Genomic DNA, 22,162 nt, shown 5'->3' on the forward strand with positions numbered 1-22,162 from the left:
TAACATACTTATGTGTATGAAAGTATAAGGTGGTGCAAGAACTATGAGTGACAAATGGCTTGAATGGGCAAAAAGGATCCAAGCATTATCTCAATCAGGGCTGACCTTTTCAAAGGATGTTTACGATATTGAGAGATATGAAGAATTACGAACGATCAGTGCAGAGATCATGGAGGAATACACGGATATAGAAATGATAAAAATAAGAGAATTATTTACGAACGAAACGGGTTATCAGACACCGAAAGTAGATGTACGCGGAGTCGTATTTAAGGATAACAAAATTCTAATGGTAAGAGAGAAAATTGATGATAAATGGTCTTTGCCAGGTGGATTTTGTGATGTAGGTTTGTCTCCAAGTGAAAACATCGTGAAAGAAATAAGAGAAGAATCTGGATATGATGTAACCCCTGTAAAATTACTCGCACTGCTCGATATGAACAAGCATCCCCATCCCTCGCAACCGTACCATTACTATAAAATATTTATTCAATGTGAGGTGACTGGTGGAAAGGAAAGGAGTGGAATCGAAACAAAAGGAGTTCATTTTTTTGATGAAGAGAATTTGCCGGAGCTATCAATCGGAAGGAATACAGAAACTCAGATTAACATGCTGTTTGAATTCTTAAAAGATCCTAGTAAAGAAACTGTATATGATTAATGATCATGAAGTTAAAGGGCGGCAGTTTAATGAGATATTGGCCATAGAATTTGAAAAGAATAAGAGAAGCCCAAAAGGACTTCTCTTATTTAAAATTCATCTTTTAATGAAGAATTTACAACGTCCAAGAAAAAATTTGTAGCTGATTGAAACTCTAAACTATTGAAATCTTCATCTGGCATAAACTTTTTTAATATCGGTAAACTTTCATTAAGGTCATTTGCCCTTTGGCCAATTACTGAATCAGTCAACAATTTGAACCCTAAATCTGAATATAATTTTATTGCTCTATAACTGGTAGGATGTGTGTGTAAAAACACTGGGTATTCTTCTTGAGATAAGGTATGCATGACATATGATAATAAACTGCGCCCAATACCTTTTCCCTCATAATGTATGTTTACCTTGAACCAGTGAACGGTCCATACCTTATTATACGCTTTCCATAAAAAGCAGGTTCCTATAGGCGTATCACTCTCATCACATACAAATAAACACCTTTTAAAGAATAAGTCACCATATGGTAAATAAACTTGATTGAAAAAATCCGTCATGAAATTATGGTATTGAGTAGCTAAATCTATTGTATCAAAGGGCATTCTCTTCCATATATCTACTTCATCTTTTCTACAAAACCGAACGTGAAAGCCTTCAGGTATTTCAGTTGTAGCAGAGGTCTCTAATTTATTACATATCATAAATAAATTATAATCTGGTATTTCTTCTCTCATTTGAACCCTCCATTAATTATTAGTTTTTAGAGTATATTTCAAATGAGTAGAAGCGTAATCTCTCAAAATTCATAAATAATCCTCCTTAATCAAAGCACAAGTGCATTATATATACTTATTATATTTGTGGTCAAATTCATGTAAAGAGAACATTATTTGTAGATAGACATTGTAGATCAGTGCTGCTACTTTGGGTATATTCAAGGAAATAATGATCAGTTTTTTAATTTTATTAGGTGGTGGTGAATTCATGAACATTACAGAAAAATTTGGTGATGTACCTCAAACTGAAACGGAACGTCTCATCCTTAGAAAAATCACATTAGATGATGCAGAAGATATGTATGTATATGCTTCGGATGAAGAAGTAACGGGATATGTAACTTGGGATACTCACTCTTCATTGACAGATACAAAGAAATTTATAAATACGTTTTTATCTCAGTACGATGCTCCATGGGGGATTGAGCTTAAGGAGAATGGTCAATTGATTGGAACCGTTCACTTTGTTTGGTGGCAGCCGGAACACAATAGTGCTGAAATTGGATATGTTCTATCTAAAGAATACTGGGGCAAAGGTTTAATTACCGAAGCAGCAAATGCAGTCATATCATTTGGATTCGAACATATGGATTTAGTCCGTATTCAGGCGAGATGCTTTTTAGAAAACAAGGGTTCAGAGCGTGTTATGGAAAAGTTAGGTATGTCTTTTGAAGGAATAAGTAGAAAAGTAATGTATGTTAAAGGGGAGCATAAAGACTTGAAGGTATATTCCATATTAAAATTTTGCGAATAGAGATGGAAGGGAGGATTACAAACTTGAACAAGTACGGGCAAGATTTATTTAAGGGTTCTGCAGGATATTATTCGAAATACAGACCTATGTATCCATCTTCTTTAATAAGATTTCTGGTTGAAACGTTCTCTTTAAATGGGGAGCAGAACCTCCTTGATTTAGGCTGTGGTACAGGGCAGCTTACCATAAGGTTTTCAGATTGGTGTCAAAAAATAGTCGGTATAGATGTTGAACCGGAAATGATTGAAGAAGCTACCCGTATCCACCAGGAAGTAAGAATGGGTCAGATTAAATGGTTCAATGGAACCTTGGAACAGTACAAGACTGAGAATCATGAGCATTTTTCTCTCGTGACGATAGCCAAGGCTTTTCATTGGATGGACAGACCAAACGTATTAGAGGAATTATTTGATATGATTTCTCCTGGTGGCGTGGTAGCGATCATTGATAATTATGAGCCCAATAAAACGTTGAAACCTTGGCAAATAAGGTTTAATGAAGTGATCGAAAAATGGTATGGAAAAGATCGAAAAGCTGGAATTTCAACCTATACTCATCCCGTTACCAGTCATGAAGAAGTCATATCCCAATCTAAATTTAACCTTGAAGTTCACACTTTACCGACATACGAAATCACTTGGACTATTGAGTCATTATTAGGGAACCTTTACTCCACATCCTATGGGTCTAAGCGTTTTCTTGGAAGTGACGTCTCATTATTTGAACGTGATGTGAAAGAGGCCATGCTCGATATTTGTGAATCTGGAGAATATAAAGAAGAATCAACGTTATCAGTGAAGGTTGGGAGAAAAGAGTTATGAAAAATATGGGAATTCCTGCAGGGTAAACACATATGAAAAGAGAATGTTTACTATATCTGAATGCGGGAGGGAATTTTAAATGAGCGAAAAATTATTAAGGGTTGGTACAACCTATATTCCAGTAACGAATGTGGATCTTTCATCTGAATGGTACATAAATAAATTGAATGCAGAATTAAGCTATAAAGATGAAGATAAAGCCATCTTTAATCTTGCAAACCAAAGTATTTTTCTTGTTAAATCAAAAGAAAATCAAAGTGCTAATTTCATAGATTTTTATGGTGAAGAACGATTTTCATTAACTTTTGAAGTGAATGGTTTAGAAGCGTTGGAAACACTGCATAAGGATTTTATAGAAAATGGGATTCGGGTTGGCACTATTGAAAACAGAGGACACTCTGGAAGAAATTTTGTTTTTTATGATTTAGATGGAAATAAGTTTGATGTGTGGAGTGAACTTAGTCCAATTTTCCGGGAGAAATATTTCATTTCACAGTGATCAGGAACGATTATTTCTTGTTCAAGGAATGGGTAAGAAAAGCTGAAGGGCAGGCAGTTATCTTTAGCTTTTCTTTATTCTGTTAAAGGCGTTTGAATAATGGAAGAAACGAGATCCATCCATCTAGCACAATAAGGAGCGTATGCCGCCCCAGGTAAATTAAATAATCAAGTGTAAAACATGTTGAGGTCCTTTAGGTCCCGCGTACATTTGTTTTTCATCTACGAAACCACATTTCAGGTAGAGATTTATGGCAGCAGTGTTCCTTTTGTTAACACCAAGAACCACTTCATTGATATCAGGCAGAACGTTTTTCACAAAAGAAGGAAGGAGTTTTAATCCTTGTTTTGCCAGTCCTTTTCCTTGAAACTTCGAATCAATTGAAAAAGATGTTAAGATTCTGGCCTTTGGATTGTCACTATACTTAAGAACCTTTTCCCCATCTTCTAGTGCAAAATATCCGACTGGTTCATTATTACTCATGACTAATACATGAATAGAAGTCTTGGAGACTTTCGGATGATTGATTTTTTCTAAAGGGAGACTAGTAAATTCTAGTTGATCTTCAGGCAAGTAAAAGTTGGACAATTGAGGTGTGTATTGTTCATTAAACTCAACTAGTGTAACTGTAGGGCTTATAGCATTTGACTTCATGATTACCTCCAACAAATGTAATATTTTCCATTATAAGATATCGTGAGAGGCTATACAAGCTATATACTGAGTGCCGCATAACTTCATAAGGGGTGATTACGGAGAATGTTAAAATCTGAGATTACAAATAGAATCATATCGTTAAAAAAGAAAATTGTGTTATTGCTATAGCTGAAGATTGGGAAAGGAATCCCTCCTTTTACCACTCGTATAGTAATCTCTCAATTGTCAATGAGGTGTTTAATGAAAAAGCAGATTGCAATTATATTAGGAGTATCTGTACTGTTGATCTCGTTGCTGTTTTATATTGGCCCATTTGAACAATCCTTAATGATGCAGATGATATTTTTATTCTCGACTACTGTCATGTCCTATGCTTCATACAAAAACGGACATGCAAAGCCTTTCGTCGATTTGTCCATTTGTTTCCTGGTTTCTCTTAGCTCGATATTGTTGATGTTAGTTTAGAAGTTACGGAAAAATCCCGACGTTTCCACGAAGGAATTATCGGAAAACTCCGACATTTCCTGTGTTTAGTTAGCGATATTTGTTATTATATAATGTAGAGATGTAAAGAAAGGGGAATCTATAGTACACATGTGGAATACCTCGAAATGATTAGTTAATTGGATAGAGACAGCGGCGGTCCTTGATTCTTAAGGATACGTTTATTTGTCTATCTGAAATCATTCAAGGGATAAATGGTGTGGACAATTACATTCCCATTGCCAAGCAGATACCTTTGTATATCTGCTTTTATTTATGGGTAAAAATACATCTCGATTGACACAATCACAGCGTCCCTAAATTGGGGGAATTTAAATGAAAAGTCAGAATGAAAACGAAGAAATGCTAACAGGAGGGAATGTCTCGGACGTATATCGTTTGGGAGATACTGTCAGGCGGGAATTGAAGCCTGATAGTGGTAAAATCCATACGTTATTGCAACATTTGGAAAGTAAAGGTTTTGACTTTGCACCGAAGTTTTTAGGAATTGATGAAAAAGATAGAGAGATATTATCATTTATAGCAGGAGAAGCCGGCAATTATCCTTTAAAAGAATACATGTGGTCTAACGATGCTTTAAAAGAAATAGCGAAGATGCTCCGGCATTACCATGATGCTGTGAGTGACTTTCCATTATCGGATGAATGGCAGCCCATGGACAATACACCAGCTAGCATGGAGGTTGTATGTCACAATGATTTTGCCATATACAATATTATTTTTACCCAAGAAAAACCAGTAGGTATCATTGATTTTGATGTTGCGGGCCCAGGTCCAAGACTTTGGGATATCGCTTATACTCTGTATACTTGCGTTCCTTTAAGCGGGCATTATCATACTGAAGCGGGTGAAGCTGTTCACTATCATCCAACTAATGATGCTGAGCGTGTAAAACAAAGAGTTGTATTGTTCTTTGAATCCTACGGTATGGAGGGAATGGAAGAAGGTTATTTGGAGATGGTATTGCTACGCTTGGAAGGATTGTGTACCTACATGAAAAGAAAAGCCGGTGAAGGTGACCTTGCTTTTCAAAAAATGATAGATGAAGGGCACCATGAGCATTATCAAAAAGATATAAAGTTTATTCGTGAACATGGGGAAGAATGGGTTTAAGAGGCAGGTCAGCAATCTGGCGCGATTATATAATATCGCGTCAGATTGCAGGATAAAAACATACAAAGAAAACCCACCTCTAAACCAGAGATGGGTTTTCTTATTGAAACTTGAGGTCAATTTCAAGATGGTTTATATAGTATCATAAACAACCCGTTAACACAAAGGATAACAGTAAAGTGAGGATAATTTCCTATTAAAGGAATAGGGATTGTTAAAACATAAATGGTTTGAAATAATTGGAATGTGTGCATTGATCGTATCACATGGAACTGAAATAGCGATCGTGACGTTTTGTTAGGAGGAGTCAAAATGTTGATGAAGATTCTTTTTATGCTTGCAGCTTTATCCATACCTGTTTCTATGTTATTTAACCAAGGAGCAATTGGAATACTCTCGGCGATGTTATTCATGCTAATTGGGGCTTACTTTAGTAAACCAGGGTTCAGTAAATAAGGGACTCCCAATCCAGTTTGATCTTCACTAAACCCAATGGAGGAATTGAATGTGAAACAACACCCATACAGGATCATCCCGTATCATCCCAAATATGCATCAGAGGCCGTGAAAATGTGGAGGGAAAGCAAGGAGCAGGCTATCGGACAAAAAGAAATCCACAGCTTTGAAAATCATGTTCATTTCATCAATCATAGATTACCCGGGCAGTTCCAAATCGATTTAGCGGTAGTCGATGAGAAGGTAGTTGGCATGATTGCCTATAATAAAACAGAAATCAGCCAACTGTATATTCATGTTAGATATCAGGGGATCGGTATAGGAGAAGCACTGCTTAATAAAGCAAAAGAGCATTCAAGTGGAAGACTAACACTCTATACATTTGATATAAATCAAAAGGCTCAGCGATTTTATGAAAAGCATGGATTTATCATCATTGGCAGGGGAAATGAGAATGAAGAAAACTTACCGGATATTCAATATGAGTGGACAGTATAAACAACTAAGCTTCGAGTAAATTGAGGCAGCGAATCTCCAACTTTCTTTTTGGGCTTTTTTAGACTAACAGTGCAATCAAATTACTAGAGGTGGTATTTCATATATGCGTTGCTTCTGTGAGCGAAAAGAAACCTTTAACTTGAAAATGGAAGCGGATGTTGGAGCAGATCCTATCTGGTGTGTTGATTGCGGTTGTAATTTGGAGTTAGAGGACACTCCGTTATCAATTGAGTTAAAGAAGAAATTGATAGATTGGGCAAGTAAGTACGGGAAATGGATTGATTGGGATTTAGATGAAATCATTTCAAATGGAATCGAAATGGAAGAGGAACATAATAGGGAAGGTGAAATTTTAACTGAACATGCCAAGCAGGAGCTTGGTGATAAATATAGAATAACATTTTCTCCTTCTACAATGGGACGAAGGTATAAAACATTGTAAGTGTTATATAATGAGAGGATGAAATAGACTTGGAAATTATTAATGGTAATAAAAGCTTTGATCTGGATGAATTTCTTAAAAAACCTCTATTTGCGCACCTTTCTACATTATCCAAGGAAGGGCTGAGAGAGTCACCGGTTTGGTTTTACTGGGAAATGAACAAATCTATATCATCGGCACACCATCTTCAGACAGTTTCCCTGGGAGAATCGAAGAAAACCCTGAGTGCGCCAATGGTATCGTAGATCTCGATCATACATCAGGAAAAGTATTACATGCAGGGTTCAGAGGTAAAGCCACGGTTGAGCCTTTTAATAAGACGATTGCAACACGGTTACTCGAGCGTTATCTTGGATCAGAAGAAGAGAAGTGGGATCCCAGATTTCAGGGGTTAGGCGATAGCAATATTTTAATAAAGTTTGTGCCTGAAACAGTGGTGGTAAGGGATCAATCTTTTATACCAAGCATTTAGGTTTTATATATTGCATTTTTCAGGCAAGGGTGGTGTACCGATGATAGATTTATTTGAAAGAATGAAAATGGGGACGGAAAAGCAACAAGAAGCATATACAGCCATCATGGAACTGGATATCTTGAATAAGTTGAGTAGCTACAATCCTGTTCTATGCGGAACACTGCCCATTGGTATAGACATTTCTGGCTCAGACCTGGACATTATTATGGAAGTACAAGAATTAGAGTCATTTGAAGAATTACTTCAAACGTTATACAACAAAATTGATGGCTTTAGAATCAAAAGGAAAACGATTAATGGGAAAGAAGTCGTGAAGGCGAATTTCACCTTTAAAGATTTTGAGTTTGAGCTGTTTGGCCAAGCCCAACCGGTACATAAGCAACATGCGCACCTCCATATGATGATTGAACATGAACTGTTGCAAAGATATCCTGCACTTCAACAGAAAGTGATACATCTTAAAAACCAAGGATATAAGACAGAGCCTGCGTTTTGTAAGCTATTAGACATTACGGGAGATCCTTATGAAGGTCTCATCCGGTTTGGGGTTGAAGAAGGGATTATCACAGGGTAGATAGGTAGTTGAAATCCATTGAACTAAATGATGCTGGAATCGATACTGAGAAGATGAAAGGCACTTCATCACCCCTATTTACATAGAAAACCCCGTTGTAGACATGATTTTCATGAAAATAGTGTGTAAATCCTTCAATCTAAGGGCTTATAGAGGTCAATGGAAGTCCTGCACCATCCATTGACCTCTATAAGCCTAATTTATGTTCCGTTTGTCGAAAAAACTTCAGTTGACGACAATACCTTGTCAACTGACATGTCTACAGAAGCGTTAGGTCATTTGTATTATAAAAGGTGGAAAAAGTTGTAACCTTTTAGTGGGTTCATTCGATTAATATATGAATGGAGAAAAAGGGGGGAGAAGCTTGTTTGATTCAGAGGATCTTGAGGTCAACATTTCCAAACTATATCAGGCGCATTATTTAGACGTGTATAAATTTCTGATCTGTTTCTCAGGTAACCGAAACGACGCTGAGGATTTAACACAGGAAGTATTTATCCGCGTACTCAATCATCTATCCCATTATAATCAGCAATCATCCATTAAAACCTGGATTCTATCCATCGCCAAACATGTCGCCATTGATCATTATCGAAAGAAGAAATTTGTTTCCATCTTCAAAGAAGGCTTCTTCAAAAAAATAGTTTCCACTACTAAACAACCAATCGAACAGATGGAAGAAAAAGAATTACAGAAAACGGTGCATGATGCCATTTCCAGCTTGAAACCCGATTACAGATCCATCGTTATCCTCAGGGGGATCAATGAATTCTCAGTAAAAGAAACCTCTGAAATTCTTCAGTGCAGTCAATCCAAAGTAAAGGTAAGCTACCACAGGGCTTTAAAAGAGCTGAAAAAGAAGATAAACGTAGATGCAGAGGAGGTATTAAGACATGCAAGGTGAAAAGGAAATCATCCAACTAATAAAAGAGACGTATCCTTTAGAACCGAGGAAGGATTTTGTTTCCACCACTCAGCATGTATTAGAGGAGTCTGCGAGAAGGAAAAGCAAAAGACGACGGTATAAAAACAGAACCCTTACGTCAATAGGATTAACCCTTTGTGTCATCGTCGCTTCCTGGCTTTTATTTTTCGACGGAACCACCACCATCAATCGAAATGTGGCATCACTCTTAAACGATGACTCCTTTCTTATCGGAGAGCAGCAACAACCTGCTGTTTACGTATATCACTCACATAACAAAGAGTCATTTATCCCCGAATTATCCACAAATCAAGCTTCTGAAGCGTTCGATGATTCAACGAATATTACATTAGTGGGAGAACGGCTTCAACAACAATTAAACAAAAAAGGTATAAACGTCATTCATGAACAAAAAGATATCGGGGAAATATTAGACAAACGCAATTGGTCATTTGAGGATTCGTATAAAGTGTCGAGAGAACAATTCAAAGAGGTACTTAGAGATCATCAAACTATAGAGATGGCATTGGATATCCATCGGGACTCAAGGGAAAAGGCTGAAACGACTCTTAAAGTAAAAAATGAAGAGTATGCAAGAATGGTGTTCATTGTATCAAGGTCCAGCAGCAACTTTGAAGAAAATCTGAAATTTGCGAAGTTTGTGAGTGAAAAAATGGAAGAAAAAATACCTGGGCTATCCCGAGGAGTCATAGTGAAATCGAAAGAAAATCCTGAAGAACAGAATACCTACAATCAAGATTTACTGGATCAAACAGTATTATTGAATATAGGTGGAGTGGAAAATACTCTTGAAGAAGAATTTCGGACAATAGACGTCCTTGCAGATGTAATAGAGGAAACAATGAAAGATTAAACAAAATAAAAAGCCCCCTCAACAAACAAAGAGGGGGGCTGAATTCATCTTATGCAACTTCTGTTTTTTCCTTCTCCCCAGTCCCCTTTGACTTAAAGCTGATGAAGAACAGGATGGCAAGAAGGACGATGATCGACGCGAAAAGAATCATATTGGATTCGATCATGCTGACGAGATTCCCAAGCACGATTCCGACCAACCCGAAGTCCGCATCTCCAAATGTTGTTCCCTGGAATCCTAATGAGCCTAAAACGGGCAATAAGAGGGCTGGAAGAAAGCTGATCATCACACCGTTCGCCATGGAGCCGATGACTGCGCCTCTTCGACCACCCGTTGCATTGCCGAAGACTCCGGCAGCAGCACCTGTGAAGAAGTGAGGGACGAGTCCGGGAACGATTACTTTTAATCCTAATAGAGGTAAAAATAACATGCTGACGAGACCGGCAATGAAGCTGAATAAGAAACCGATGATGACGGCATTACCTGCGAAAGGGAAGATGGCCGGGCAATCAAGAGCGGGTTTCGCATTCGGGACGATTTTGTCCGCGATCCCTTTGAAGGCTGGAACGATTTCACCAAGGAGCATACGTACCCCTGCTAAAATGATATACACACCAACTGCAAATGTGATTCCCTGCATAAAGGCAAAGACGAGGAAGTTCTGTCCGCCGCTTAGTTCTCCTTCAACGAAGGCTGGACCTGCTGCACCTGCAACGATAAAGAACAGGATGACCATCGTCAGCGATACTGAGACAGATGTGTCTCTGAGAAAGCCTAGTGACTTTGGAACTTTGATTTCCTCTGTCGATTTTGATCCTTTACCGACCGCTTTACCGACCATGGCGGAAGCCAAATAACCAATCGATCCGAAGTGGCCAACGGCAAAGTCGTCCGACCCGGTGACTTTGCGTGTGAAAGGCTGAAGCATCGCAGGCGATAGGACCATGAGTGCCCCGAGGATAATGGAACCGAGAATGATCAATGGTACTCCGGTAAATCCTCCAGTGGTTAAGATGACAGCGATTAGACAGGCCATGAACATAGTATGATGTCCGGTTAAGAAGATGTATTTAAAAGGACTGAATCGTGCAATAAGAATATTGACAACCATACCGAACAGCATGATCATCGCTGTCTCCGTACCAAAGCTTTCCTGTGCCAGGGCTACGATGGCTTCGTTGTTCGGGATCACCCCGTCGACTTCGAAGGCTTTATTGAACATGCTGCTGAATTGCCCCAGTGACTGGACTAGTACATTCGCACCCGCCCCAAGGATGACGAAGCCCATGACCGTTTTGAGGGTCCCGGAAACGACATCTCCTGAATTCTTACGTTGAATAAGGAGCCCGATTAAGGCGAATAGACCGACAAGGATTGCAGGTGTTCCTAATATATCCTTCATTATGATATCAACCATTTGTATCGCTCCTTCCTTTTAATAGTGGACTAGATATTTTGTTCCAATGCAGCTCGGAGTTCGTTCTTATCCATAAGGTTCTTCAATTTCACGATATGTTTACGGCCATCTTCCAAGCTTTCTACAATATCCTCTGAACCGATGAAGAGATCCGCTTGCTCCGTCTTGGCTGTTGTCAGGTCCGTGTGGGATACCTCAGCTTCTTTTCCCATTTCCTTAAGAGCTGCTTTTACATTCATTTCTACAATCATGCTGCTGCCTAAACCATTTCCACATACGACTAATACTTTTTTCATCTTTTCTTCCTCCTCTAATTTATACTTCAATTGTTTGGTTGATTAATTCAATCACGGTTTGACGATCACTTGTTGAGATCAGCTGTTCCACGTTGTCTTCATTGGATAGCAGTTCTGTGAGCTGAGCAAGTGCTTTTAAGTGGGTTTGATTATCGATTGCCGCCAGTACGATGACCAGCTGAGCGCGATGTTTTTCTTTTTCTGAGAAAAAGACGGGTTCTTTGAGTCGCAAGAAACTCATCCCCAGTTGTTCGACACCGGTCTCCGGACGTGCATGGGGGATGGCGATATTTGGTGCGATGACAATGTAAGGACCCAACTCCTTCACGTTCGTTATCATGGCCTCTACATAATCCGGGCGAATCGATTGCATGTCGATCAGTGGTTGACTAGCCACCTTGATGGCTTCCTCCCAACTGCTTACTCGGTCTTTGAGTTGTATGGTTCGTTCTGTCAATAATTCATTGAGCATAGGCTTTCTGATCTCCTTTATTCGTGGAGTATTTTGTTCTAAAAGGTGGACCAATTCTTTTTTCAGGTCTTCCTCTTGATGGATGGTCGCATGACGTTTGATGACATCCATCAGGTGATCGGTGACATTCTTTTCCGGTGGCTTCGAATCGAAAAGCTCATTCATACGTTGGATGACCCGTTCCTTTTCGAGATTAGTCAAGATGGCTGGAACGTGGACAACGGGAATGTCCTTCTCTTTGATATAATTGGTGGAAAAGATGATGTCTGCCTCGTACTCTTTCGTTCGATATTCCCTCATCGAAATCGTGGTGATGACATTCAGCCCGGCAATCAAATTTTCTAATTGGGTGCGGAGCATATTCGAGGTTCCGATCCCATTTTCACACACAATGAGGGCCTTGAACTTCGTCTCGACTTTCTTTTTCTCTTTCGTCAACCAGCCTCCAAAGTGGAGGGTAATGTAGGCTATTTCTGCGTATGGGACGGTCTTCCCGACATACCGCTCCAAGTGCCTCATCACCCGTTTTGTCAAATCATAGATGTCCTGGTAAGTCTTTTGAATGCTGTCAGCCAGATCATTCGCGATAGAGAGCCCGTACTTGAGCCGGTAATATGTCGGCTTGATGTGGGAAATCAGATTTTCTTCCAGTCCACTTTTATCATCGAACACCACACAGGAGTAAAGCTGGAAATCATCAATCATCTGTTGCACGACTTCCTTCAGCCCTGATAATTCCTGTTCTGTGTAACGGTTGAAGTTATCTTGCTGGACTTTGGATCCCAACAGATTCATCGTAATAAAGCAAACCTCATCATCTGGAAAAGAGACTTCCTTTACGTTTTCAAGTTTATTCGTAATATGGAGGGCTGCCTTGTATGCTTCTGTTTGCTGCAGGACCTGCTTTTCTGCTTCAGGAACAAGAATATACTCTTGCAGCTCGATTCTCTTCATGATCATCAAGATATGCAGGGACAGGATCTCCACCATCTCATCTGTCAGCGTCAATCCCAATTCTTTCTCAGCTTCATAAAGAATCTCTCTCACCAAGCGCCTTTGATCCGTTTCATGTGACCACGTGGCCGCTTCCGGCTGGATCATCTTATGGACTTCATTCCGCACGTTCTGCCAATCCGGGTGTGAGAAGATGGTTGCCAGTATATTCGAAAGCATAGTTCTTTTAGCATCCTCTGGACCACTCAATCGGTAGCCTGAACCTTTCTTGTAATACAACCGCAAACCGGCTTCGCTGAACTCTTGCTTGATCTCTTTAATCTCCTTAGCGATCGTCCCCCGGCTCATGCTTGTCAGGTCCATAAACCGTTGCATCGATGCATCTTGTTCTTCTAATAATATTTTCGCTTTAATCAGAACTTCGCGTTCCTGCTTCGATAATTGATACTGCCAACCTTCGAAACTTTGATCCTTAGAAACCATCAACTTCGATTTCGATACAGGAGGCAGAAACAGTCCCTTGCCATGCATACTTTCAATGGGTTCTAATCCTTGAGTCCGTAACCAACTATTAATCTGATCAAGGTCGTAATAAATGGTTCGTTGAGACAAATTCGTCCTGGCCACCAGATCTTTCGTCGGAATCGGATCAGTCGAATGTTGAATGATGGATAATAAGTGTGCACGCCTTTTATCCAATACCATGAGGATCCCCCTCTGTTATCATTTTTGCATAATTATATTGTTAGTTAATTAGATGATCATCTTATGAATCTAGTATAGGGGCTATTTGTAGGTTTTGAAAGGGGTTTCAGTGTGCAGAGTTTGTAGGGGGTGATTTTGCAAATTTGAACAGATGGGTGAAAGACTGAGTTTATCGTATAATAGAGGAATTGAGATTGAGAGAATAACGGATACCTATCCGTCCAAATTAGAAGAACAATACGAAAGGGGAAGTCATGTGGGTTATGAAGAGAATTGTCCATTCTGCAATCCAGACAAGGACAAAGACCAAAACATCGTATTTGAAAATGAATCCTGCTATTACCTGCAGCATAACAAGCACCAGGATGTATTAGAAGGGTCCGGGGTCATTGTTCCGAAAAACCATCATGCGGAGGTATTTGAATTAACGGAAAAAGAGTGGAACGATACATACGAACTATTACAAAAAGCAAAGAAATACTTAAACGAAGAATTTTCCCCAGATGGCTACACACTTGGGTGGAATGTCGGAGAGGTGTCTAATCAGTTTATCTTCCATTGTCATTTACACGTCATACCGAGATACAATGATGAACCCTTGGCTGGAAAAGGAGTCCGTTATTGGTTAAAGCAGCCTGAGAATAAAAGGAGAATACGGACATAAAATAATTAGTCCAATCTGGTAAAGAAGGACGATTCACCTGCTTTATCCTAGTATGCAGGTGAATCGTCCTCTCATGGTTTATTAGCTGTCACCATCTCTTTTGTAAAGATCCCTTCACATCTCCAACCTTTTCTTGAATCTTCCCTTTATCCTTGTCGCGTTCACCTTCCGCTATCTTTTTGTCGTCGTTGGTAAGTTTGCCCCAAGCTTTCTTCAAATCTCCCTCTGTTTGCTTTCGCTTCCCTTTTACTTGATCATGATTTTCTCGCATTTTCACTACCTCATTTCTATGATTTAATGACTTATTATTCAATATCCAAATGGGATAAAGAATAAACTAAAAGGGTGATAGCAATTTATGTTAACTCAGTAACAAGAAAAAATAATCATTGAGTTAAAAGTGGTAATTTGAAATAATTGGTAGTATGAAAAGGCATTCAGATTAGGGGGGATATTCATGATTAACATATTCCTGTCTGGCGGCGGTAATGAGGAACAAACAGAGATGATAGATAAGGAGTTTGTTAAAGCAATTGATCATAATAAGCCGTTGCTTTATATTCCAATTGCGATGCAAGGCGAAATTCCTTATGAAGACTGTTACAAATGGATACATAGTGTGTTTAATCCTCTAGGCATTACTGAAATAGAAATGTGGACTGATTTAGAAGCTAAGTCTCTAGAGGATCTAAGGAAATTCTCCTCCATTTATATCGGCGGAGGGAATACTTTCTATTTGTTGAACACCTTACGTGAGACAGGCTTTGATGAAATTTTAAAAGAGTATACAGACAAAAAGGGTATTGTATATGGAGGGAGTGCTGGAGCTATTATTTTTGGCAGAGATATTTTAACAGTTTCACATATGGACCCAAACCATACAAATTTGAAGACCTTTGAAGGATTTAACTACATAGACAACTATTCATTATGGTGTCACTACGAAACTAGTAACGATGACTTAATCAAAAAATACGTAAACAAATATGGATATTCTGTCATTGCGTTACCAGAGGAAACGGGCATTGTTATGAATGAGGGGGGACTGAAAGTAATCGGTTCGTCTCCTGCTTATATTTTTAGAAATAGCGACAAATATGTGTTTGAACCAAATGGGGAGAAATGAGGTGAAGTAAGATGTCCATCGAACAAGTAACAGAAATGTTGTTATCCCGATACCAAAAAGAGTTCTCGGAAAAACGCCGTTACATTGTGGGTATCGATGGGTTAGGGGGAGCAGGTAAGACCACGGTTGCAAAAGAGCTTCGACATGCATTGGAGCTGGCAGATCATGAGGTTTTCATCGTTCATCTTGATGATCATATTGTTGAAACACATGAACGATATGGGACCGGGAATGATGAATGGTTTGAATATTATTTTCTCCAATGGGATATCAGATTAATCGAAACAGAGCTGTTCAGAAAGTTGCATGCTAGCGGCTCTATTACCCTGCCTTTCTATCATTCTCCAACGGATACGGTCATAACGAAACCAATCCATCTGGCTCCGTCTGCCTTCATCCTTATTGAGGGTGTCTTCTTACAAAGGAAAGAATGGCGGCGATATGTTGATTTTATGGTCTATATTGATTGTTCACATGAATTAAGAGCTGAAAGAGTATTGGACCGTGACGTCTATCTCGGTGACGATCAAGCAAGGCTTGATAAGTATAGAAGAAGATACTGGTTGGCTGAAGATTACTACGTCGATGAGGTGGATCCGATAGGGAGTGCGGATTATGTGTACAGAAGTAGATAATCAAATAATAATACAATAAAGGGACTGAACGAATATGGCGACTTGGATGGTACATTTCAGAATTGCAGAGAACCTCCTGAATAAGGGATTACTTGTATCTGAAAAAGAGTTTGTAGTAGGGAATATCGGACCGGATTGTGGTTTGCCTGATCAAGTGACGGGAGAATTTTTTCCTGACAAAAGAGTAACTCATTTTAAGGTGGATGGGAAAATCAATCCAGAATTGTTTCTGGATCGGTACATAAAGAAAGATAGAGTCTATGTTACCAGCCCGGGGTTCTCATTCTACTTAGGGTATTATCTTCACCTGGTCACGGATGTGGAATGGAGTCGGATGCATAGGGAAAAAAAGAAAGAGCCTATATATCAAGACATACTGGGAACGCCTGAATACACTAGAAAGATAAAAGGTGACTGGTATGGTTCAGATTTTGTGTATTTACATGAAAATAGGGATACGATTTTTCATCATGTATTTCAACATATTAAGAGTTTCCCGGATTACCTGGATATTTTTCCTCAAGAACAGATTTCAAAACAAATCAAGAGAATTACAGAATTTTATTTAGGTGATTCTTATGCTTTTGCATTGGATCCAGAATATAGGTTTGACTATTTAACACCCGATGAAGTTACTCAGTTTGTTAACACGACGACCGAGAAATTAGTGGCTCATTTACATTCAACTTTTGATGAGGAAATGTTGTGGGATCAAAGTCAAATGAAGAAACAAGAGATTTCAGTAAGTGAAGGGTGATGTCTTGTTTCATTCGCAGAATGGACCAAAATAAAAAAGACAAAGGGGATGCTATGATGCTGGATATTCTGAAACAAAATAAAAAAAGCTGGGATAAAGTCGCCAGCCATTTTAACGGAAAGGATGCATTACCGAGTTACGGGCCGTATACACAGACGGAAGATGAATTGGGGCTGTTTGATGAAATCACCAACAAAAAGGTGCTTGATATTGGGTGTGGAAGCGGTCACTCATTACTTTATATGAAGGAAATGGGTGCGGGTGAATTATGGGGCGTTGACCTGTCAGAGACTCAAATCGAGACGGCAAAAGAAACGTTAAAGGGCTTGAATGCCAACTTATCCTGTTCTCCTATGGAAGAAGAGATCGGACTACCGAAGGATTATTTTGACATCGTATACTCTATCTATGCCATTGGCTGGACAACAGACCTCCCATCTACTTTAAGGTTGATTCACTCATATTTAAAAACAGGCGGTTCAATGATCTTTAGTTGGGATCATCCCCTATACCCTCATATGAAAAGTGAAGATGGCCAAATCTATCTGGATGGTTCTTACCAGGAAGAGGGAATCACCACGTACCCGAACTTCAAAGGCGAAGACGCTCCTGTCGTCATCCCGAAACGAAAACTGAGTACATATTTAAATGAAGTCATTAAAGCAGGATTTACAATTGAATCGGTTATTGAAAGCGACGTATCAGCAGCTTTTGACTCAGTGGAAGAGGAAGTTTCTGATCGCTATTATTCATTATATAAAGCGAGGAAATTTCCTACTACGATGATGATCAAGGCAAGGAAGTAGATAAAAGGGGTCCATCATGTTCTATAGAAGAAAGTTCTATCTCGAGGGACACTTTGTGGCGGATCACTTTTTTTGCATGTTAAAGAATCGTTAAACCGATACTATCTGTTGAGGTGAAAAATATGTATAAACTGTTGTCTCATAATGATCTCGATGGAGTCGGCTGCGGTATTTTAGCCAAACTTTCTTTTGGCGAGCAGGTCAGTGTACGCTACAATTCGATTGCAGGTCTTAATCGTGAAGTGGAATGGTTTTTAGAAAATGAGGGGAAAGATACTTCCTTATTGATAACAGACTTGTCTGTCAGTGAAGAAAATGAAAAAAAGCTAGAAGAATTCTTTCAATCAGGTGGAAAGGTTCAGTTGATCGATCACCATAAAACGGCTCTCCGGTATAATGATTATAAATGGGGGCACGTTGTGGTGGAGGACGAGGAAAGGAAGTTAACGTCAGCTACTTCTTTATTATATGAATACCTCATTTCTCATCAATTACTGGAGCCGACAGATGCAATAGCTGAATTTGTTGAACTTGTAAGGCAATACGATACGTGGGAGTGGGAGAAAAATGAAAACTACGCTGCTCAGCGCCTGAATGCCTTATTTTTTCTCATTTCAATAGACGAATTTGAAGAGAAAATGATTTCACGACTGAAAGCGAGTGACCATTTCCACTTTGATGAATTTGAAACAAAAATTCTTGATATGGAAGATAAGAAAATTGACAGATATATTCGCAGGAAAAGAAGGGAGCTCGTTCAAACAGAGACAGGGGGATTGTTTGCAGGTGTGGTTTATGCGGAATCGTTTCACTCGGAACTCGGGAATGAACTCGGTAAAGAACACCCGCACCTGGACTATATAGCGATTCTAAATATTGGCGGCAAACGAATGGGCTTTCGAACCATCCACGATCATATTGATGTATCTGAAGTTGCTGCACAATTCGGTGGCGGGGGACATGCAAAAGCAGCCGGATGCACGTTAACAGAAGATGCCTACAGGCAATTTGTAACCGATACCTATCATCTTGAATCGATACCAGAGGATGCGAAAAGAAATCGATATAATGTAAAAGGATCCACTTTTGGTACCATGTATAGAAACAGAAGGAATGAGACCTATTTTATCCATCCTTTAGAAAACGGGAAATGGATGATTGAAAAAAATAAAACAAAAATCAAACAGACTCACACAAGTTTTGAAGAAGCGGAAAAGTTCTTAAAAAGAACCGATTCAGCATGGCTTATAAAAGATGATGATTTCGTCAGAAACTTAATAGATGAGGTAAAAAAAGCTAGATAGTTTAAAAAAAGCGAACAGCGACAGCGTTCGCTTCTTTGAGGTTTTCAGCATTTTAATACTATGTTAAGAAGGGAAGGAAACCCCCATAGATTGCAGAGCTTCTTTTGCTTGAAGTAAATAGGCCTCTGCTTGATCTTGCCATTGAATAATGATTTGAATGACTGGTTTAAATTCAGGGCTTGCGTTTTCTTCCATCACCGTTAACCCCTCACGCACCTGCTTATCTTGTTTTTCAGCATTGATGATACAGGTAACCATTGTTGTAATGATTGTTTGTTGTTGCTCTCCATTGACTAGTCTCACAGCAGATCCTACGGCGGTTACACGGTGGTAGGAGGCAGGGACTAAATGACTGTGCATTTCATTATTTCCCTCTAAGTTCTTTGTTTGTGGTATATGGAATAGCTCGCTGCTTATGGCACAAACCATCTCTTCTGCATTCAGGCTTTCCTGCAAGACAGTCATTATCGGTTCCCAGCCGTTCACTCTAAAGTAGTGTGGATACATACCAATCATCTCCTATATTTGATAAATGTAATGTTCATACCATAGATATGACGCAGTAAGTCCATTCATGTAAAAGGATTATTTACTATTAGTAAGAAATGGTGTTCTAGGTTTTCACTAGGACAAACGACCAAAATACAAATTCATCATAAGATAGAAAGTGAGCATGAAGTATTTACTTGAAGGAAGGATGAGGAAGATTCATGTATTATGGTCACCCCTTTCATACAAGAGTTTATAACCCTCATATGAACCTGAAAAATGAGACCTTGAATGCCGTCAAACCGTTTGTTGATTATGGATTACATGAAGCAAGTTACACATCGTATTCTCATGCCCTCACCGAAGTAGCCGCCATCGCATATTTGCTTGGAAAAGGATATGACCCCCATACGGCCTATCATACGGTTGAATCATGGGAAAAGAATGAAAAGTTTTATTAAAGGTACAGAGGTCTGATTCCCCGTACGTGAAATCGCCAGCTACGGGATGTCAGACCCCTTTTGTAAGTGAAATGAATCAGTAGCTAATTTCCGACCAATAGATTTGTAAAAAAACGTAAGGAAAAAGGTCGAATTTTGTTAACATAATCTATATTAAGCTGTATTGATATCTACACACCAATACAACATCCCTTTTCTAAAATACAGTGGTATCCATATTTTAGATGGGAGATGAAGAAAATGAACAAGAATTTATTAATCGGTACAGGTGTTGCGTTTTCGCTGTTATTCAGCCCGTTCAGTCAAGCGTTTGCAGAAGAACCAACAGCAGGAGAAAGAAAACAAGTGGATAATGTAGCACACCGCGGAGCTGCAGGTTATGCCCCTGAAAATACGATAGCCGGTTTTGATCTGGCGGTTGATATGAAGGCAGATTACATTGAAATCGATGTTCAAAGAAGTCAAGATGGTGAATTGGTCGTCATCCATGATACATCTGTGGATCGCACTACAGATGGAACGGGGAAAGTCGGGGATTTAACACTTGAACAGCTTCAAAGTCTTGATGCAGGTAGTTGGAAGGGAGAAGAATTTGCAGGAGAACTGATTCCGACCTTTGAAGAGGTTCTGGATCGTTACCATGGAAAAGTTGGAATTTTAATTGAGTTAAAGGCTCCAGAGCTTTACCCTGGTATTGAGGAACAAGTGGCTGAAGCATTAAAAGAACGGAATCTCGACAAACCCCAAAATGAAAAAATCATTCTTCAATCGTTTAACTTTGACACGATGAAAGAAATGGACAGGCTGCTTCCCCGAGTGCCGGTCGGTGTATTAACTTCTAACCGGGCGCTTACTACAAAGGAAGCTTTGCAAGAAATCTCCACCTATGCGGAATGGTTCAACCCTAGCTATGGAATCGTGACAGAAGAAGTAGTTGATCAAGTTCACGCCAAAGGGATGCAAATCGGATCATGGACGGTACGCAGTCAGGAAACAGCAGACTTTCTGTTAGACATGAAGGTTGACGCGATCATTACGGATTATCCGGATTATGTAGATCCTGGAAACTAATATTCTTGTGAAAGGGGAGTAATAAGGGTTCCGGTTACTTCAAAAAAAGAGGTTGTCCCAATACTTCACAAAGGACAACCTCTTATTAACTTTATTCTAAAAAAGCTTTTGAATAATGCACGACACCTCGTACATTTCTAAGAGAATGCTCAGATAATTCCAGAGCCATAAATACTTGATTAGGCACTTCAAATGGAGGCTTGATATTCCATAATACCGCTTGCTTAAAGCCAAACTTCGGATAATAATCTTTATGACCTTCTTGTCTAATGAAGATATCCATTTATAGTCTCCTATTCTTTAATAAAAGTTGTTGGATTCAAATATAAATGGTACTTTCTTAATGAATAGAGTCATTAAGAAAGTTTTCACCCCAGTAATAAACATATGTTATACAAACAAAAACCTCCAAGGTAGTATGTACTTATTTTATTCAGTTAAGAATTCGGGGTCAACCTCGGATCAGGATTGCTTGTCCAGAACCGGAGATAACTATATAATAAAAAAGGATCTTAAACATAAAGGAGGGAAAAATCATGCATTCGTTTACTGTAGACATCAAAGCTGAGAAAAAATATCTTGTCTTCATGATGTCTATTTTTGGAATTTCAGCTGTCCTCGGGACAAGTATGTCCTTTTTTAGCTAAATTTCAATAATGTGAACGTACGTATGATTTCCTGAAAATAGCGAAAGCCACGGGGAATGATATAGAGAGACCTAATAATATGAGACTGAATAAAACACCTTCAAGTAGTAAATAATTCATTTACATTTGGAGGTGTTTTTTCTATGGGTAATAAAATGTCCTATCCAGAAGAAGTTAAGAAAGAAGTTGTCCGTTTAAAATTAGAAGGTAAACATTCAAATCAAGAGCTAATGGAGATGTTCGGGATTAAGAATCGATCTCAGATTAAGACCTGGGTGAAATGGTTCAAGAATGGTGAGGCTCATCGTTTTGCTCAACCTCTTGGTAAACAA

Annotated in this window: 29 protein-coding genes and 1 pseudogene; 22 read left to right on the forward strand and 8 right to left on the reverse strand. The window is 39.1% G+C overall.

The window, feature by feature from the left end; translation table 11 throughout:
- Positions 1 to 43 precede the first annotated feature (43 nt).
- Complete coding sequence (locus F0342_RS22950) at positions 44 to 661, forward strand: NUDIX hydrolase (protein ID WP_149158102.1); 618 nt, start codon at positions 44 to 46, stop codon at positions 659 to 661.
- Between the two features lie 89 nt (positions 662 to 750).
- Here the strand turns inward: F0342_RS22950 and F0342_RS22955 are convergent, their stop codons facing one another.
- Positions 751 to 1,392 (reverse strand): GNAT family N-acetyltransferase, encoded by a 642-nt coding sequence (locus tag F0342_RS22955; RefSeq protein WP_149158103.1) that lies wholly within the window; start codon positions 1,390 to 1,392, stop codon positions 751 to 753.
- 250 nt (positions 1,393 to 1,642) lie between these two features.
- On the opposite strand from F0342_RS22955, the gene F0342_RS22960 reads away from it, so the two are divergent.
- The 3 genes from F0342_RS22960 to F0342_RS22970 all read left to right on the forward strand — a co-directional run bounded on the left by F0342_RS22960 (position 1,643) and on the right by F0342_RS22970 (position 3,508).
- The gene (locus tag F0342_RS22960; RefSeq protein ID WP_149158132.1) at positions 1,643 to 2,188 is read left to right on the forward strand and encodes a GNAT family N-acetyltransferase; all 546 of its coding nucleotides are present in this window, start codon (positions 1,643 to 1,645) and stop codon (positions 2,186 to 2,188) included.
- A 23-nt stretch (positions 2,189 to 2,211) separates the two neighbouring features.
- On the forward strand, positions 2,212 to 3,009 hold the full coding sequence (locus tag F0342_RS22965) for a class I SAM-dependent methyltransferase (RefSeq protein WP_149158104.1): 798 nt from the start codon (positions 2,212 to 2,214) through the stop codon (positions 3,007 to 3,009).
- Positions 3,010 to 3,088: 79 nt separating this feature from the next.
- Positions 3,089 to 3,508 (forward strand): VOC family protein, encoded by a 420-nt coding sequence (locus tag F0342_RS22970; RefSeq protein WP_149158105.1) that lies wholly within the window; start codon positions 3,089 to 3,091, stop codon positions 3,506 to 3,508.
- 159 nt (positions 3,509 to 3,667) lie between these two features.
- Here the strand turns inward: F0342_RS22970 and F0342_RS22975 are convergent, their stop codons facing one another.
- Positions 3,668 to 4,162 carry a GNAT family N-acetyltransferase gene (locus F0342_RS22975; protein ID WP_149158106.1) on the reverse strand — a complete coding sequence of 165 codons (495 nt, stop codon included), beginning with the start codon at positions 4,160 to 4,162 and terminating at the stop codon, positions 3,668 to 3,670.
- A gap of 243 nt (positions 4,163 to 4,405) precedes the next feature.
- Here F0342_RS22975 and F0342_RS22980 point away from each other — a divergent pair, with 243 nt between their 5' ends.
- The 9 genes from F0342_RS22980 to F0342_RS23015 all read left to right on the forward strand — a co-directional run bounded on the left by F0342_RS22980 (position 4,406) and on the right by F0342_RS23015 (position 10,026).
- Positions 4,406 to 4,630, forward strand: coding sequence for a hypothetical protein (locus F0342_RS22980; protein ID WP_149158107.1), 225 nt, complete (start codon positions 4,406 to 4,408; stop codon positions 4,628 to 4,630).
- Positions 4,631 to 4,984: 354 nt separating this feature from the next.
- Positions 4,985 to 5,782, forward strand: a complete 798-nt coding sequence (locus tag F0342_RS22985; RefSeq protein WP_149158108.1) for a phosphotransferase — start codon at positions 4,985 to 4,987, stop codon at positions 5,780 to 5,782.
- Positions 5,783 to 6,094: 312 nt separating this feature from the next.
- The gene (locus F0342_RS25110; RefSeq protein ID WP_188048678.1) at positions 6,095 to 6,238 is read left to right on the forward strand and encodes a hypothetical protein; all 144 of its coding nucleotides are present in this window, start codon (positions 6,095 to 6,097) and stop codon (positions 6,236 to 6,238) included.
- A 114-nt stretch (positions 6,239 to 6,352) separates the two neighbouring features.
- Positions 6,353 to 6,736, forward strand: a complete 384-nt coding sequence (locus F0342_RS22990; RefSeq protein WP_262481869.1) for a GNAT family N-acetyltransferase — start codon at positions 6,353 to 6,355, stop codon at positions 6,734 to 6,736.
- 103 nt (positions 6,737 to 6,839) lie between these two features.
- Positions 6,840 to 7,178: a hypothetical protein gene (locus F0342_RS22995; RefSeq protein WP_149158110.1), complete on the forward strand. Its 339-nt coding sequence runs from the start codon at positions 6,840 to 6,842 to the stop codon at positions 7,176 to 7,178.
- 139 nt (positions 7,179 to 7,317) lie between these two features.
- A complete protein-coding gene (locus F0342_RS23000; protein WP_262481865.1) occupies positions 7,318 to 7,650 on the forward strand; it encodes a hypothetical protein in 333 nt (110 codons plus the stop codon).
- 40 nt (positions 7,651 to 7,690) lie between these two features.
- Complete coding sequence (locus F0342_RS23005; protein WP_149158111.1) at positions 7,691 to 8,227, forward strand: DUF4269 domain-containing protein; 537 nt, start codon at positions 7,691 to 7,693, stop codon at positions 8,225 to 8,227.
- Between the two features lie 364 nt (positions 8,228 to 8,591).
- Complete coding sequence (locus F0342_RS23010) at positions 8,592 to 9,131, forward strand: RNA polymerase sigma factor (protein WP_262481866.1); 540 nt, start codon at positions 8,592 to 8,594, stop codon at positions 9,129 to 9,131.
- Positions 9,121 to 10,026, forward strand: a complete 906-nt coding sequence (locus tag F0342_RS23015) for a stage II sporulation protein P (protein ID WP_149158113.1) — start codon at positions 9,121 to 9,123, stop codon at positions 10,024 to 10,026. Before F0342_RS23010 ends, F0342_RS23015 begins: the two co-directional genes overlap by 11 nt.
- Before the next feature lie 49 nt (positions 10,027 to 10,075).
- Here F0342_RS23015 and F0342_RS23020 read toward each other — a convergent pair whose 3' ends face one another.
- From F0342_RS23020 to F0342_RS23030, 3 genes are read right to left on the reverse strand one after another with little or no spacing between them, the layout of a single operon-like run.
- Positions 10,076 to 11,443, reverse strand: a complete 1,368-nt coding sequence (locus tag F0342_RS23020) for a PTS ascorbate transporter subunit IIC (RefSeq protein ID WP_149158114.1) — start codon at positions 11,441 to 11,443, stop codon at positions 10,076 to 10,078.
- Between the two features lie 29 nt (positions 11,444 to 11,472).
- The gene (locus F0342_RS23025) at positions 11,473 to 11,739 is read right to left on the reverse strand and encodes a PTS sugar transporter subunit IIB (RefSeq protein ID WP_149158115.1); all 267 of its coding nucleotides are present in this window, start codon (positions 11,737 to 11,739) and stop codon (positions 11,473 to 11,475) included.
- A 19-nt stretch (positions 11,740 to 11,758) separates the two neighbouring features.
- Positions 11,759 to 13,870, reverse strand: a complete 2,112-nt coding sequence (locus F0342_RS23030) for a BglG family transcription antiterminator (protein WP_149158116.1) — start codon at positions 13,868 to 13,870, stop codon at positions 11,759 to 11,761.
- A 256-nt stretch (positions 13,871 to 14,126) separates the two neighbouring features.
- Between F0342_RS23030 and F0342_RS23035 the strand changes: the two genes are divergently transcribed.
- Positions 14,127 to 14,534, forward strand: a complete 408-nt coding sequence (locus tag F0342_RS23035; RefSeq protein WP_149158133.1) for an HIT family protein — start codon at positions 14,127 to 14,129, stop codon at positions 14,532 to 14,534.
- Positions 14,535 to 14,622: 88 nt separating this feature from the next.
- Here the strand turns inward: F0342_RS23035 and F0342_RS23040 are convergent, their stop codons facing one another.
- A complete protein-coding gene (locus tag F0342_RS23040; RefSeq protein WP_149158117.1) occupies positions 14,623 to 14,805 on the reverse strand; it encodes a CsbD family protein in 183 nt (60 codons plus the stop codon).
- A 186-nt stretch (positions 14,806 to 14,991) separates the two neighbouring features.
- Here F0342_RS23040 and F0342_RS23045 point away from each other — a divergent pair, with 186 nt between their 5' ends.
- From F0342_RS23045 to F0342_RS23065, 5 genes are all read left to right on the forward strand, one after another.
- Complete coding sequence (locus tag F0342_RS23045) at positions 14,992 to 15,660, forward strand: Type 1 glutamine amidotransferase-like domain-containing protein (RefSeq protein ID WP_149158118.1); 669 nt, start codon at positions 14,992 to 14,994, stop codon at positions 15,658 to 15,660.
- Between the two features lie 11 nt (positions 15,661 to 15,671).
- Positions 15,672 to 16,295 (forward strand): kinase, encoded by a 624-nt coding sequence (locus tag F0342_RS23050; RefSeq protein ID WP_149158119.1) that lies wholly within the window; start codon positions 15,672 to 15,674, stop codon positions 16,293 to 16,295.
- Positions 16,296 to 16,341: 46 nt separating this feature from the next.
- On the forward strand, positions 16,342 to 17,052 hold the full coding sequence (locus F0342_RS23055) for a zinc dependent phospholipase C family protein (protein ID WP_188048677.1): 711 nt from the start codon (positions 16,342 to 16,344) through the stop codon (positions 17,050 to 17,052).
- 53 nt (positions 17,053 to 17,105) lie between these two features.
- A complete protein-coding gene (locus F0342_RS23060) occupies positions 17,106 to 17,858 on the forward strand; it encodes a class I SAM-dependent methyltransferase (protein WP_149158134.1) in 753 nt (250 codons plus the stop codon).
- Positions 17,859 to 17,980: 122 nt separating this feature from the next.
- A complete protein-coding gene (locus F0342_RS23065) occupies positions 17,981 to 19,162 on the forward strand; it encodes a DHH family phosphoesterase (protein ID WP_149158121.1) in 1,182 nt (393 codons plus the stop codon).
- A gap of 63 nt (positions 19,163 to 19,225) precedes the next feature.
- Here the strand turns inward: F0342_RS23065 and F0342_RS23070 are convergent, their stop codons facing one another.
- Positions 19,226 to 19,669 (reverse strand): hypothetical protein, encoded by a 444-nt coding sequence (locus F0342_RS23070; protein WP_149158122.1) that lies wholly within the window; start codon positions 19,667 to 19,669, stop codon positions 19,226 to 19,228.
- A gap of 248 nt (positions 19,670 to 19,917) precedes the next feature.
- On the opposite strand from F0342_RS23070, the gene F0342_RS23075 reads away from it, so the two are divergent.
- Together F0342_RS23075 and F0342_RS23080 are read left to right on the forward strand one after the other, a co-directional pair.
- Positions 19,918 to 20,112: a hypothetical protein gene (locus tag F0342_RS23075; protein WP_262481867.1), complete on the forward strand. Its 195-nt coding sequence runs from the start codon at positions 19,918 to 19,920 to the stop codon at positions 20,110 to 20,112.
- A gap of 240 nt (positions 20,113 to 20,352) precedes the next feature.
- Positions 20,353 to 21,183 (forward strand): glycerophosphodiester phosphodiesterase, encoded by an 831-nt coding sequence (locus F0342_RS23080; protein WP_149158124.1) that lies wholly within the window; start codon positions 20,353 to 20,355, stop codon positions 21,181 to 21,183.
- Positions 21,184 to 21,274: 91 nt separating this feature from the next.
- Here F0342_RS23080 and F0342_RS23085 read toward each other — a convergent pair.
- Positions 21,275 to 21,442, reverse strand: a pseudogene (locus F0342_RS23085) (GNAT family N-acetyltransferase); the annotation flags it as partial.
- Positions 21,443 to 21,973: 531 nt separating this feature from the next.
- Here F0342_RS23085 and F0342_RS23090 point away from each other — a divergent pair.
- On the forward strand, positions 21,974 to 22,162 hold a 189-nt coding region (locus F0342_RS23090; protein WP_149158125.1), incomplete at its 3' end, for a helix-turn-helix domain-containing protein.

Source organism: Bacillus sp. CH30_1T, assembly GCF_008364765.1.
GTDB lineage: Bacteria > Bacillota > Bacilli > Bacillales > Bacillaceae_B > Rossellomorea.